Here is a 12,973-nt window from a genome sequence, read left to right on the forward strand (position 1 = left end):
AGGCGGAGGGTCGCCCTCGTACTGGACGTACTTGGGCGATCCCGACAACGCAGCGAGTGTGCGTGCTGGGCGTCGCAGGCCAGGCGGGACTTTCGCAACACGCCCTAGCCGCCGTAGCGCCGGTGGCGGGCCGCGTAGTCGCGCAGGGCGCGCAGGAAGTCGACCTTGCGGAAAGCGGGCCAGAAGACTTCGCAGAAGTAGTACTCGGAGTGGGCGCTCTGCCAGAGCATGAACCCGGACAGCCGCTGCTCGCCGCTGGTGCGGATGACGAGGTCGGGGTCGGGCTGGCCGCGCGTGTAGAGGTGTTCGGAGATGTGTTCGACGTCCACGATCTCGGCCAGCTCCTCGAAGCTGGTGCCCTTGTCCGCGTGCTCCAGCAGCAGGGAGCGGACCGCGTCGGCGATCTCCTGGCGGCCCCCGTAGCCGACGGCGACGTTCACGAGTATGCCGTCGCGTACGCCGTGGGTCGCCTGTTCGGCCTCCTTGAGCACGGACTGGGTGCGGGCGGGCAGCAGATCCAGCGTGCCGACGTGGTGGACGCGCCAGCGGCCGTCGGCGGCGAGGTCGCTGACGGCGTTCTCGATGATGCCGAGGAGGGGGACCAGCTCCTCCTCGGGACGGTCCAGGTTGTCGGTGGACAGCAGCCAGAGGGTGACGACCTCGACATCCGTCTCGGCGCACCAGCCCAGCAGCTCCTGGATCTTGCTCGCACCGGCCTTGTGACCCTGCTCGGTCGTGCCGCCCGACGCCTTGGCCCAGCGGCGGTTGCCGTCGAGGATGACTCCGATGTGCTTCGGCACCTGGGAGTGGTCGAGTCGGCCTTCCACCCGGCGTGCGTAGAGCCTGTACACCAGGTCACGCAAGTTCACAGAGTCCACCTCTCGGTTTATATCGGGCTCACCCGCCCCGGTCCGGGGCTCATCGGACCGTGGGTTCGGGGACCCGGCGCACTTCCGGGTCCGTACGGGTGACGCGGCCGGCCCCGGCCCCCGCCCCGTGCGGGGCACTGCTTCCGGGCCGTGCGGCGATCCCCTGAAGTCGCCACAGTACTGCGGACGGGCCACGGCGGCCCAACCTGGACTGTCACAAGTCCGTGATAAGGAGAGACGCGTGACTGATTCCCCTTCTTTTCTGCCCTCCGAGGACCGTTACGAGTCGATGGAGTACCGGCGCAGCGGCCGTTCGGGTCTGAAGCTCCCGGCGGTCTCGCTGGGTCTGTGGCACAACTTCGGCGACGACCGCACCCTCGATTCGCAGCGCGCGATCCTGCGCCGCGCCTTCGACCTGGGGGTCACCCACTTCGATCTGGCGAACAACTACGGCCCGCCGCCCGGGGCGGCGGAGCTGAACTTCGGCAGGATCTTCGCCGAGGACTTCTCCCGCCACCGCGACGAGCTGGTCATCTCCACCAAGGCGGGCCATCTGATGCACCCCGGGCCGTACGGGGAGTGGGGTTCCCGGAAGTATCTGCTGTCCTCGCTGGACGCGTCCCTGCGCCGGATGGGGCTGGAGTACGTCGACATCTTCTACTCGCACCGCTTCGACCCGGACACCCCGCTTGAGGAGACGATGGGGGCGCTGGCCTCGGCCGTGCAGCAGGGGAAGGCGCTCTACGCCGGTGTGTCGTCGTACAACGCCGAGCGGACGGCGGAGGCGGCGCGGCTGCTGCGGGAGACGGGGGTGCCCGCGCTCATCCACCAGCCCTCGTACTCGATGATCAACCGCTGGATCGAGGACGACGGGCTCCTCGATGTGCTGGAGACGGCGGGCATGGGCTGCATCTCCTTCGTGCCGCTGGCGCAGGGGTTGCTGACCGGCAAGTACCTCAACGGCATCCCGGAGGGCTCTCGGGCCACCCAGGGCAAGTCGCTGGACCCGGGCCTGCTGTCGGACGAGGTCGTCCGCCGGCTGAACGGGCTGAACGGCATCGCCGCCCGCCGAGGGCAGTCGCTGGCGCAGCTGGCGCTGTGCTGGGTGCTGCGGGATCCGCGGATGACCTCGGCACTGATCGGCGCGTCGAGCGTGGGACAGCTGGAGGAGAACGTCGCCGCGCTGACGGGCCCGCGGCTGACGGCGGAGGAGCTGACGGAGATCGACGCCTTCGCCGTGGACACCGAGGGCACGGACATCTGGGGCGCGCGCGGCTGAGGGCGTATCCCCCGGGGCCGGCTGGGGGCGTACCTCCGGGGGCGGCCCCGGTGGGCGCCGGCCGGGCGGACCCGGCGCCGGACAGAGAACCGGGCCGGTCCGTGGGGGGGATACGGACCGGCCCGAGGGGGGGTTTCCACCATAACCCTTCGCCGGGGCGGTCGCGGGGGTGTGCCGTCCCACAGGCCCCCGGGACGCCGTGTCCGCTGCGGCAGACGGCGGGCGCGCGAGGGGGCGCGAACCGTGCGGCGACCGGGTTCCCGGCCGGTGGAGCAGCGGATTTCCGGGCCGCGGGCGGTGCCAGGAGCCGTTACCCCCCACGAGGGACCCCCGGATGGGCGCGGAGTTGACGTCGTGTCGCGTGTCCCGGCATATCGCGTGATGGGCGGACCCGGGTGCCCCCGCACCGGCGGCCCCGGTGCGGGGCGGCCGACCGCGTCCGAGGGCGCGCGGACGCACCCGGCCCTCAGGCCGTGGGCTGCTTCATCTTGTGCCGGATGATCACTTCCATGAAGGTGTTGCCCCACTCCCCGAGCGGCTCCAGCGCTTTGTTGAGGGCGTCGCCCAGTTCGGTGAGGGAGTACTCCACCCGCGGCGGCACCTCCCGGTAGACCTCGCGGTGGACGATTCCGTCCGCCTCCAGCTCCCGGAGCTGCTGGATCAGCATCTTCTCGCTGACCCCGGGCACGTTCCGCCGCAGTTCACCGAAGCGCAGGGTCCCCCGGTCGTCCAGGGCCCACAGGATGAGCGGCTTCCACTTTCCTCCGACGACGTCCACGGCGGCGTCCAGACCACAGTGGTACGCCGGCTTGATCCTGGTCACGGCAACTCCTCGGACGACCTCAATACTTACCGTTCCGCCAGTACACCATCCCAGAGGACCCCAGGGGAACTAGGACAGAATCCGTCCTATACGGATCCTAGGGTCGGCCCATGACCACACGCGAGGTGACCTGGACCGGGGCGAACGCCCGAACACTGGAGCGGCAGGGGCTGAGCACGCCCGCGAGCGGCTCTCCGGCCGGCCCGCCCCCGGGAGATCCGGCCGGCCCGGCGGCCGACGGGGCCCTCCCCGGCTCCCCCGCCGGGGTGACGGCCGCCATGCTCGGGGCCCACGCCCAGGTGCTCTCCGCCGCCGAGCTGTCCGTGGCGACGCGCCTCGGCGGCGGCGCGACCCGGACGACGGTCCGGGACGCGCTGTGGAAGGAGGGCAGCCTGGTGAAGACGTACGGTCCGCGCGGCACCGTCCATCTGCTGGCGCGGGAGGATCTGCCGATGTGGACCGGGGCACTGTCCGCGATTCCCGGCGGCCGGGCCACCGCGCCCGGGCCGGCCGGTATGTCGGACGAGCAGACCGAGCAGGTCGTCGAGGCCATCGGGGACGCGCTCCACGGCACCTCCCTGACCGTCGACGAGCTGACCGACGCGATCGTGGAGCGCACCGGCTCCTGGGCGGGCGATCCGGTGATGGAGGCGTTCCAGACACTGTGGCCGCGCTGGCGGCAGGTGACCCATCTGGCCGCGCACCGGGGTGTGCTCGCGTTCGGCCCGAACAAGGGGCGCAAGGCGGCCTACACGAATCCGGAGATCACCCCGCTCGACGGACCCGCCGCGCTGGACGAGCTGGTCCGCCGCTATCTCGTGGCCTACGGACCCGCGACCCCGGCCCACTTCGCCAAGTGGCTCGCCGCGCCGAAGGGATGGGCGAACAGCGTGTTCACGGCGTCGGCGGAACAGGGGCTGATCGAGGAGGTGGCGTACGAGGGGGAGCGGGCCTGGATCGCGGCGGGCGACGGCTCGTTCCCGCGGGCGGCGCCGTCCGGCGTACGGCTGCTGCCGTACTTCGACGCGTACACGATCGCCTCGCAGCCCCGCGAACTGCTGTTCGCGGGATCGGCGTACCGGCGCGCGCTGGCCGGCGGACAGGCGGGGAACTACCCGGTCGTCCTCGTCGACGGAACCGTGCGCGGGGTGTGGCACCAGAAGCGGTCCGGGAAGCGGATCGCCGTGACGGTGGAGCCGATCGGGGACGAGCTGGAGCGGTCGCGGAACCGGCGGGAGCTGGCGGAGCAGGTGGAGCGGGTCGGCATGATCCTGGAGGGGACGGCGGAGTTGACGGTCGGTGAGGTCACGGTCGGTGCGCACGCCTGACCACGGACGGGATCACCGTCCCGTCGCGGCGGCGGCCGGGCGGCGGTCCGCGAGACGACGGCCGGCCGGTCGGCTTCCGGTCGGGGGCGCCGGGTCACGGTCGGTTCGGGGCGGGTACGCGGTCGGCCTGTGACGGGAGCGGGTACGCGGTCGGTCCGCCCGGCCGGGGGCGAGGTCACGGCCGGTCCGCCCGGTGACGCGTGCGCGGGGTCAGCGGCGGTCCGCGTGCCCGGCCGGGTGCCGCAGCCGCAGCAGGGTGATGCCGTCGCGCTCGGCGATCCGCCGGTAGCCGTACGTCCGCTGGGCGGCCTCCAGTTCGCCGGTCTGCTGCTCGGGCGGATAGGGCCAGTGGCCCGCGCGGTAGGGCCATGCCTCGGGGGGCCTGCTGTCGTGGATGATCCACTCGGCGGTGGGCCGGGGCAGCTTGCCCCGGTCGTACTCGTACAGCCGGGCGTCCACCGGGAACGTCGGGAAGAGGACGACCTCGCAGCGCGAAGTGAGCTGCGGTACGAGCCCGTTGGACGCGGCGACGGTCGATCCGTCGGGGATCTTCGCCAGCAGCTCGCGGGCCGCCTCGATATGGGACGTCGTCCGCCAGGTCGCCCGCTGGGCGAGCTGCGCCAGCGGAAAGCTCGGCAGCATGACCAGGGTCACGGCGAGCACGGTCGCGAGGGACGCCCGGACATGGCGGGCCGCCAGCGGATGGTCCGTACCCCGCCAGCGCCGCAGGGTGTCGACGAGTCCGGCGAACACGATCGGCATCAGGACCGCGCTGTAGTGGAACGACGTGCCCCAGTGGAAGCCGTTCTGCGACAGCATCCGCCAGGCCAGGGTGGGCAGCGCGAGCAGCGCCAGCGGTGAGCGCAGGGCGAGCAGCGCCGACGGCGCGAAGACGAGGATCAGCGTCATGGCCTTGATGTCCGGCCGCAGCGCGTCCAGCGGGGCGAAGGCGATGGTGGTCAGCAGGGAGGTGTGGGTGCCCTCGCCGAGGTTCTCGCCGTGCGCGTAACCGCCCGCCGGGTTGAACGCGGGCAGCAGCAGCTTGATCTCGATGACGGACGCGGCGACCCCGGCGACCGCGGTGAGGATGCCGAGCCGGCGCGGGCCCTTCCAGGCGATGACGCAGCCGAGCGCGGCGAGGGTGAGCCCGAGGTCCTCCTTGATCAGCACCAGCGGCGCTCCCCAGGCCACCGCGGCGCCCCATCGCCGCTGCCCCAGGGCGACGACGGCGAACGAGACCAGCGGTACGGCGAGGGCGACCTCGTGGAAGTCGAACGCGACGGCCGATGAGATGCCCCAGCTCAGTCCGTAGCCGAGGGCGACGGCATGCGCCGAGCGGCGGCCGAGCGTGCGCAGGGCCCAGCCGACCAGCGGTACGGCCCCGAGGGCGATCAGCGCGGACTGCGCGACGAGAAGGGCCAGCGGGGACGGCCAGACCCGGTAGAGGGGGGCGAGAACGGCGATGGCGGGGTGGAAGTGGTCGCCCAGCAGATTGAAGTCCTCGCCGCGCAAGGGGACGAGAGGGGGGCGCAGTTGGGAGTAGGACCGTACGGCCTGCTCGAAGATACCGAGGTCGTAGCCGGTGGTACGCATCAGGAGGTGCCGGCGCACGGCGACGGTGGCGTACAGCGCGCAGAGTGCCGCGGCCCAGCTCCAGGGGACCAGGGCGGCGGGGAAGCGGGCAGCGGGGCGTGATCCGGGCTCCGGCGAGGGCGCGGGGATGAGAACGCGCAGCACACCGCGCCGGACCGCCGGGTTGTCAGAAAATGTCCGCATACATCCGGATGCTAGACGGGGTTGACGGTGCTGTTATCTCAGGCGCGGGCGTGTCCCGGGGCCCGGTGGGGGGTGCGTGGGACCGCGGCTCAGGTGTGCGCGGTGAGCGCGCCGAGGAGCAGGCCCGCCAGCGCGCCGCCGATCATGAACGGCCCGAACGGGATCGCGGTCCCGCGCCCGGCCCGCCCGAGGGCCATCAGCCCGATCCCGTACAGCGAGCCGAGCAGGAACCCGGCGAACGCGCCCGTGAAGAGGGTGCTCCAGCCGTACCAGCCGAGGACGACGCCGAGAGAGAGGGCGAGTTTGACGTCACCGAAGCCGAGACCGTTCGGGTTGATCAGGAACAGCACCAGATACGTGGCCCCGAGGACCAGCCCGCCGAGCAGGGCGGTGGACCAGGAACCGCCCGCACCCGGCAGCGGCGACACGGCTCCGAGCAGTCCGGCGGCCGCAGCCGCGAGCGGAAGGGTGAGCTGATCGGGAAGGCGGTGGACCCGGCGGTCGACGACGGCGAGCAGTACGGCGAACGGCACGAGCAGCAGCCACACCGCCAGCTCGGGGCGGGGACCGGTGGCGGCGGCGAGGGCGGCGCAGGGCAGGGCGGTGAGGAGGGGGGCGAGGGGGGCGCCTTCGGCGGTACGGAGGGCGGGCGCGGGGGGCCCGGTGTCCGGTCGGCCGGTCACGGGGGGCCGGGCGTCCGGACCGCCGGGCGCGGGAGGCCCGGCGTCGTGACCGCCGGTCAGGGGAGGCCGGGAGTCCGGACCGCCGGTCTCAGGGGTCCCGGTGTCCGGTCGGCAGGATCCGCACCGCCCACCGCCGATCCAGCCGCGCGCAGGCCCGGTGAACGGGTGCCCGGCCGGGCAGCTGTCACGCCACGCCTCCTCCGGCTCGACGGAGAGCCGGTACGCGGCCCGGGGGACGAGCAGGCCCGCGCCCGCGCCCCAGAGGGCGGCGACGGCGATCAGCGTGACGTACACGGCAGAGAGGTTAGGGGTCCGTCCGCACCCGGTCATGGGCCCGGGGGCCCACTCCCCGCGGCCGCCCGGGCACTACGGTCGGGTCATGGGTCGACGGCGTCAATGGCGGGACGGCACGGGCACCTTGCGCGTCGACGGGCAGGGTCCGCCGGTGCCGGTCGAGATCGCGGCGACGTACGGGACACGGCGGCGGGGGCTGCTGGGCCGGGACGGCATCGACGGCGCGATGCTGCTGACCCCGTGCAACAGCGTCCACAGCTTCCGGATGCGCTTCCCCCTCGATGTCGCCTACCTGACGGCCGACTTGACGGTCCTCCACGTCCACCTGCTGCCGCCCGGACGGCTGGCACGCCCCCGCTTCCGGGCGCGCCACGTCCTGGAGGCGGAGGCGGGGGCGATGGCGCGCTGGGGGGTCCGTACGGGCAGCCAACTGGCGATCGCGCCCGAAACGCTCCGGGAGCCGTGAAGGGCCGCAGCAACCGCCCCGCCGGACGGCGGTCGAGGCGCACGGTTCCTCGCACGGTCCTCAGGCGCCGGGAGAAGTGGCGGCGCCCGGGGCGCCGGGTCAGTGAGCGGGCGGCTCCCACGCGCTCGCGCGGCGTCGGCTGCCGAGCGTCCAGACCACCAGGCCCAGCACCAGCACCGTCCCGGTACCGATACCCGAGAGGCCGATCACCCTCATCGTCGCCCTGCTCCCGTCCGTATCGCGCACGCCCCCGCCCGGCACCGCCGCCGCCTGCCGGTCCTCGTCCGAGACACCGAATCCCGCGGCGAACTCGTCACCGGCGTACGCGGGTCCCGGCCGGGCCTCTCCCTCCACGGCCACCCGCAGGGTCAGCGGCAGGGGGTTCCCGGCCCGTTCGTCGACGGAGACCCGGACGTAGTACCAGCCGGCGAACCGCATCGCACCGGTGTTGGCCTCGTCCGAGGTGCGGTTGGCGAAGGCGACCGGCGCCGTGGCCAGCGACGCCTTCGCGGACGAGCCCGAAGCCGCCGCGTCCGCGCTCTCGACGAAGCCGCGCGCCGTATTGAAGAGGGAGAGCCGCAGTCCGTCGGCGACCGTCGGCGCCCCGGCCCCGCTCCCGCTCCCGCCGAACTCGGCGTCGAGGAACAGCTGCTGGCCCCAGTCCACGGGCACCTTGTAGAAGCGGCTCTCGCCGGGGCCGAGCCGGTCTCGCCACACCCCGCGCCCGACGGCGGGGGCGTCGTTGAACCCCGTGCCGCCCCCGGTGGTCCTGGCCTCCCCGGACGTCTCCCCCGGCGGCCGGGAACTCCATGACGAGGGTGCCGACGGCGCGGTCTCACCGTCCTTCAGGCCGGGCTCGGACATGAACTTCAGCTCCACCGGCCAACTCTCGGCATCCGTACCGGACTTCGAGTCGATCCACTCGACGGTGTAGAGGTACGGCCCGGCCTCCTGGCAGGCGCGGCCCCGGCCGATCCTGCGGGTGGAGTAGTCGGCGACGGGCCGCGCCGTGGCACCGCCGAAGGTGATGTCGGTGCTGTCGCTGCACTGCTCGCGGTCGGCGGACTCCAGCGTGACCCTGATGCCGTCCGTACCGGCGACCTCGCTGCCGGGCGGCGGGGCCAGTACGGCGGATACGTAGGCGTTGCTCGTGGCGTCCAGATCGACCTGGTAGTACTTCCGCTCACCGGCGGAGATCGTGTCGGTGTACGTCCCCGGCTCCAGCGGCGGGGCCTTCGACACGGCCGTCGCCCCTTTCACCGGCCGTGCGTCGGGGGCCGTTTCATACGCGGGGGCCGCCCACCCGGGCACGGCCGCGGGGGTCGTCCAGCCGGGCGCGGCGGCACCGGCCGGCCGCGCGAACGGGACGAGGAGCTGGGCGAGGGCGAGCACGAGCAGCCCCCCGGCCCTGGCCGCTCTGCCCCGCGCGGTGGTTCCCCGGCCCCCCGTGATCGGCCCGGCGGCCGTTCTCCCGGCCGCCGCCACGGCGGTCGTCGCCCTGCCCCGGCTCATCCGCGCGCTCCTCAGCCCACTGGGTCGACAGTCCATGCGACCGTCCCCGTGCGCTCGACGGCCGGGCCGCAGCGTACTGCGGTCCGGGTGTCGAACGCATGAGTGATGCAACAGACCGTGCCGGCGCCCGTTCGGCCGGTGTTCACCGGAGCGGTGTCCGACCGGGCGCCGCCCGGGTCGACGGTGTCGGCCGGAACCGGGTGCGACGCAGGGGGGCCGACTCGGCGACGCGTTCAGGCGTGCCCCTCAGGCCGTGCCGCCGCCGCCCGTCGGGAAGGTGACCTCGACCCGGCGGTTCTTCCTGCGGCCCTCCTCCGTCGCGTTGTCGGCGATCGGATAGTCCTCGCTGTAGCCACGGACGTCGTAGGTGATCCCGGCGTCGTTCAACTGCTGGGTCAGCACCCCGTGCACCGCGTCGGCACGCTGTTTGGAGAGCACCTTGCCGTGTTCGTACGTACCGAGGTTGTCCGTGAAGCCGAAGACCCGCACCCTCTTGGCGTTGCTCTTCTTGATCTCGGCGACGATCGCCGAGACACGGCCGCCGGCCTCGGGCGTCAGCTTGGCGCTGTTCTTGCCGAAGAGGACCTCGGCCTGCAGCGCGAACGTCAGCGAGGTGGGCGTCTCCTGGCGGCGCTCCTCACCGCCCTCGGTCTCGACGATCGACACGACGTCCAGGACCCGCGGCTCGGCGAGCGTGGCACCGTCCCGCATCTTCAGCCCGGGGTCGTCGCCGTCGATCCGTGGTGGCGGGGAGGCCGGTTCCACGCCCGGGGGCGGGCCGGGGGTCTCGTCGGCCGCTGCTCCGGGCGCGGCGGTGAGCTGCGCTCCCGTGACGAGGACCAGCGCGGCGAGCGTCACGGCCGCGGGGTGCCGCGGCCCGGGGGACCTCCGCACCGGACGTGCCCCCGACACCCCGCCGGCGCGCCCAGCGCTCTCGGCGGCACCCATCAGGAGATCTCAATCGTGACGGTGGGCATCAGCGGGATCTGTACGTCGACCTCGTCGGTCCCTTCGGGCGGAGAGGGGAACTGGGCGAAGAAATCGACGGCCTGGCCCGTCTCCAGAGTGCTCAGACCCGTGGTGGTGAGCGGAAACCCGTCGGTGTCGCGGAGCACGTAATAGCGCTTCTTGTCCTTCTTGTCCACCAGCGTCATTCCGGCGAACGACGGTCCGGTCTGTTTGACCCTGGTCTCCTCTCCGCTCCACTGGAGCGGTGGTGCCTGCACATTCCCACTGGTGTTCTTGACCGATCCGGAGACCGTCAGAAAGCCCCCGCCGTCACGGACGGCGCTGTTGATGACGAACTGGAAACCGTTGGAGCCGTTGACGGTGGCGAGGGTCTTGCTGGAGTCGGGCACAACCGTGCCGCCGTCCTCGGTCTCGCCGGGCTTCTCCGAACTGCCCGAGGACGTCGATGCCGTGGCCGCGCCCTTCTCGTCCGAGCCGTCGCCACCGCTGCCGCACGCCGTCAGGGAGAGCGGCAGCGCCGCGGCCACCAGGGCGGCGGCCACCGCTCTGCGGGTCTTCGCTCCGTGCCGAGTACTCATCAGTGCTGTTCCTTTGCGTTCGGTCGCGGTCGGTCAGTCCTCAGCCAGTCGGACAGCGAGGAGGTCGGACATCTCGGGGAGGGATTCCCTGTTCTCCGGGTCGAGTTCGAAGTCACCGTCTTCGCACAGGAGTTTCCCGACGGGAGGGATGTCGGCGGGCTCGCCCTCGTCGTCGCCGGGAGACGGCTCCCCGTCGCCGGAGGACGGATCCCCGGGCGGAGGCTCGCTCTCGGGCGGGCTCGACGGGAGGTCGGGCTCGCTGGGCTCGAAGGTGCACAGAGGTTCCACGACGGCGGTGGCCGTGGCCTCGGCGTGCTCCTTGTCGGTGCCCGGCAGCACCGTGTCCCCCACGGGCTTCAGGGAACGGACCCGGACGGTGAACCCCCAGCGGCCGTCGCCCAGTTCAGCGCACTCCAGCACCGACGACCCGTTCTCGGCCGCGAGCGGACCGGCCGCGGCGCAGCCGCTGTCGCCGAGCGGCTCCCCGGAGAGGAGCCGGCGCAGGAAGTCGGGGTCGAAGGGCCCCTCCCACAGGCTGTCGCCGAGACCGTCCCGGGATTCCTGGGCGGCGGCGAGCGCGGCGGCGTCCGCGCCGGACTGGGCGCCGTTACGAGTGGCACCCGCCTGTCCGACGGCGAAGAAGGCGAGCGCGAGAAAGAGCAGGCCCGCCACCATTGCGATATAGATGGGGGCGGCCTGCCCTGCGTCATGCGTACGGCCGGTGAGCGGCCGGGCGGTTACTTCCCGCCACCGCCGCCGGAACCCAAGATTCCGGCCACCTTGCTCTTCAGGCCGTTGGCGATGTCGTTCGCCACACCCGAGCCCACGATCGCAGCGATGATCAGCGCCACCAGCACGATGACACCCACGTACTCGACCGAGCCCTGGCCCCGGTCGCGGCGCTCCTTCAAGGTCCGGGCAGTCGATGCCGTCCACGCCCCGAGGAGTACCCGGGTCCTGACCATGGCCCTCAGCGTCGTGTTCGGCATCGTGTTCCTCCTGGCCCGTGCGGACGGCAGCACCCGTGCAGATGGCAGCGCGAGGACTGTACGCCGTTCCGGTGCGGAGAAGAATGGGCCTCAGGGCCCAATACCGGGCCCAATCGGCGGACTCGGCCCGAAAACCGGAGACCTGCCGGGAATCAGGGGCGGGCTCCCGCTCGGGGTGTACGGGATGTGCCTCGGGCTGTACGGGATCTACGGGGTGCCCCGTGGACGCGGTCATGCCGGGCCCGCCCCCCTTCGGGCGAGCCCGTGCCAGATGGCGATGGCCTCGCCCCTGCTGCCCGCGTTCAGCTTGGCGAAGATGCGGTTGATGTGGTTCTTGACCGTCTTCTGGCTGATGAAGCAGGAAGCGGCGATCTGCTGATTGGTCAGTCCGGACGCGATCAGCTCCATCACCTCCACCTCCCGCCGGCTCAGTTCGGTGAGGACTCCCCGGAGTCTCTCGGCCACTCCGGGCACCGGACTCGAATGTCCCACATCCGATTGCGTATGCGAAGAGCGTTGAGGAAAGTCGAGCGCCGATCCCAGCCCGTCCGGCAGCGGGGAACTCTCGCCCGGCGCAGCGGACTTCCCCGCCGGACGGCCGCCGTCCCGTACCGGAGGGCCGGACTCCCGGACCGCCCCCCGCACCCCGGCCAGCAGCGCACCGCTCGCGGAGTGGCTGAAGGCGGCGCGGCCCGCCGTGATGTCCCGTACCGCGGTGACCAGTTGGTCGGCCGTGAACTCACCGTGCACGAGGTAGCCCCCCGCGCCCCGCCGCAGCGCCTCGTGGACGATCTCACTCTCACTGCTGTACGTCATCATCAGCACCGGGGCCAGCCGCACCAGATACGGCAGCGCCGAGATGCCGTCGACACCCGGCATCCGGACATCCAGCAGCACCACGTCAGGGCGGTGCCGCACCACGGCCTCGTACGCCTGTCGCCCGTCGGCCGCCTCCGCGACGACGTCGAGATCGGCGCGGTCCTGGAGCAGGGCGGTCAGGCCCGCCCGTACGACCGGGTTGTCATCGGCGACGACGACCCGCAGCGGCCGGGACGGCACCGGGTCCGGGAGTACCGGGAACCCGTCGGCCGTGAGCGGTGGCGCGGTGGCCGACGGCGCTCCCCCCGTGCGGCCGGAGCCGATCGGGGCGGCGTGCGAGGACGTGCGCTGCGAGACATGCGACTGACGGGTCCGGATCTGTCGTGAGCTGTGCGCGTGGTCGTCCGGCATGGCTGCAGCCTCCTCTCGGAAGGGGGACGGTCAGTGGTGGAGGGGCGCCCAGCGCGGGGACGCCCCGGCGGACGGGGTGTACGGGAAGGACGGTGGGTACGCGACGGAGGGTTCACGCCCCCGGGGCTCGGCGGACGGGACCCAGGCATGGGGCGGGGCCTGGGCCTGAGGCGGGGC

12 protein-coding genes and 1 pseudogene are annotated in these 12,973 nt (G+C 72.6%); 3 read left to right on the forward strand and 10 right to left on the reverse strand.

Going from position 1 to position 12,973, the window contains the following annotated elements; genetic code table 11:
• Positions 1–104: 104 nt before the first annotated feature.
• Positions 105–869 carry an isoprenyl transferase gene (locus tag ACFYT4_RS10345; RefSeq protein ID WP_389267355.1) on the reverse strand — a complete coding sequence of 255 codons (765 nt, stop codon included), beginning with the start codon at positions 867–869 and terminating at the stop codon, positions 105–107.
• A 241-nt stretch (positions 870–1,110) separates the two neighbouring features.
• Here ACFYT4_RS10345 and mgrA point away from each other — a divergent pair, with 241 nt between their 5' ends.
• On the forward strand, positions 1,111–2,148 hold the full coding sequence (mgrA, locus tag ACFYT4_RS10350) for an L-glyceraldehyde 3-phosphate reductase (protein ID WP_389267119.1): 1,038 nt from the start codon (positions 1,111–1,113) through the stop codon (positions 2,146–2,148).
• Positions 2,149–2,614: 466 nt separating this feature from the next.
• Here mgrA and ACFYT4_RS10355 read toward each other — a convergent pair whose 3' ends face one another.
• The gene (locus ACFYT4_RS10355) at positions 2,615–2,971 is read right to left on the reverse strand and encodes a winged helix-turn-helix transcriptional regulator (RefSeq protein WP_389267120.1); all 357 of its coding nucleotides are present in this window, start codon (positions 2,969–2,971) and stop codon (positions 2,615–2,617) included.
• Positions 2,972–3,081: 110 nt separating this feature from the next.
• Between ACFYT4_RS10355 and ACFYT4_RS10360 the strand changes: the two genes are divergently transcribed.
• Positions 3,082–4,299: a winged helix DNA-binding domain-containing protein gene (locus ACFYT4_RS10360; protein ID WP_389267121.1), complete on the forward strand. Its 1,218-nt coding sequence runs from the start codon at positions 3,082–3,084 to the stop codon at positions 4,297–4,299.
• 210 nt (positions 4,300–4,509) lie between these two features.
• Here ACFYT4_RS10360 and ACFYT4_RS10365 read toward each other — a convergent pair whose 3' ends face one another.
• Both ACFYT4_RS10365 and ACFYT4_RS10370 read right to left on the reverse strand, forming a co-directional pair.
• Positions 4,510–6,075 carry a DUF2079 domain-containing protein gene (locus ACFYT4_RS10365; RefSeq protein ID WP_389267122.1) on the reverse strand — a complete coding sequence of 522 codons (1,566 nt, stop codon included), beginning with the start codon at positions 6,073–6,075 and terminating at the stop codon, positions 4,510–4,512.
• An 89-nt stretch (positions 6,076–6,164) separates the two neighbouring features.
• The gene (locus ACFYT4_RS10370; protein ID WP_389267123.1) at positions 6,165–7,088 is read right to left on the reverse strand and encodes a prepilin peptidase; all 924 of its coding nucleotides are present in this window, start codon (positions 7,086–7,088) and stop codon (positions 6,165–6,167) included.
• 49 nt (positions 7,089–7,137) lie between these two features.
• Between ACFYT4_RS10370 and ACFYT4_RS10375 the strand changes: the two genes are divergently transcribed.
• Positions 7,138–7,518, forward strand: coding sequence for a DUF192 domain-containing protein (locus ACFYT4_RS10375; protein ID WP_389267124.1), 381 nt, complete (start codon positions 7,138–7,140; stop codon positions 7,516–7,518).
• A gap of 99 nt (positions 7,519–7,617) precedes the next feature.
• Here ACFYT4_RS10375 and ACFYT4_RS10380 read toward each other — a convergent pair whose 3' ends face one another.
• The 6 genes and pseudogenes from ACFYT4_RS10380 to ACFYT4_RS10405 all read right to left on the reverse strand — a co-directional run bounded on the left by ACFYT4_RS10380 (position 7,618) and on the right by ACFYT4_RS10405 (position 12,796).
• Positions 7,618–9,030 (reverse strand): hypothetical protein, encoded by a 1,413-nt coding sequence (locus ACFYT4_RS10380; protein ID WP_389267126.1) that lies wholly within the window; start codon positions 9,028–9,030, stop codon positions 7,618–7,620.
• Between the two features lie 246 nt (positions 9,031–9,276).
• Entirely contained in the window at positions 9,277–9,978 is a 702-nt protein-coding gene (locus ACFYT4_RS10385) for an OmpA family protein (protein ID WP_389267127.1), read from the reverse strand.
• Entirely contained in the window at positions 9,978–10,577 is a 600-nt protein-coding gene (locus tag ACFYT4_RS10390) for a hypothetical protein (RefSeq protein ID WP_389267128.1), read from the reverse strand. The genes ACFYT4_RS10385 and ACFYT4_RS10390 overlap by 1 nt, the downstream gene beginning before the upstream one ends.
• Positions 10,578–10,610: 33 nt before the next feature.
• Positions 10,611–11,267 (reverse strand): annotated as a pseudogene (locus ACFYT4_RS10395) (pilus assembly protein TadG-related protein); the annotation flags it as partial.
• Between the two features lie 47 nt (positions 11,268–11,314).
• Positions 11,315–11,566, reverse strand: coding sequence for a hypothetical protein (locus ACFYT4_RS10400; RefSeq protein WP_389267129.1), 252 nt, complete (start codon positions 11,564–11,566; stop codon positions 11,315–11,317).
• Positions 11,567–11,797: 231 nt separating this feature from the next.
• Positions 11,798–12,796 carry a response regulator gene (locus ACFYT4_RS10405; protein ID WP_389267130.1) on the reverse strand — a complete coding sequence of 333 codons (999 nt, stop codon included), beginning with the start codon at positions 12,794–12,796 and terminating at the stop codon, positions 11,798–11,800.
• Positions 12,797–12,973: the final 177 nt, after the last annotated feature.

Source organism: Streptomyces sp. NPDC004609 (genome assembly GCF_042873655.1).
Taxonomy (GTDB): Bacteria; Actinomycetota; Actinomycetes; order Streptomycetales; family Streptomycetaceae; genus Streptomyces.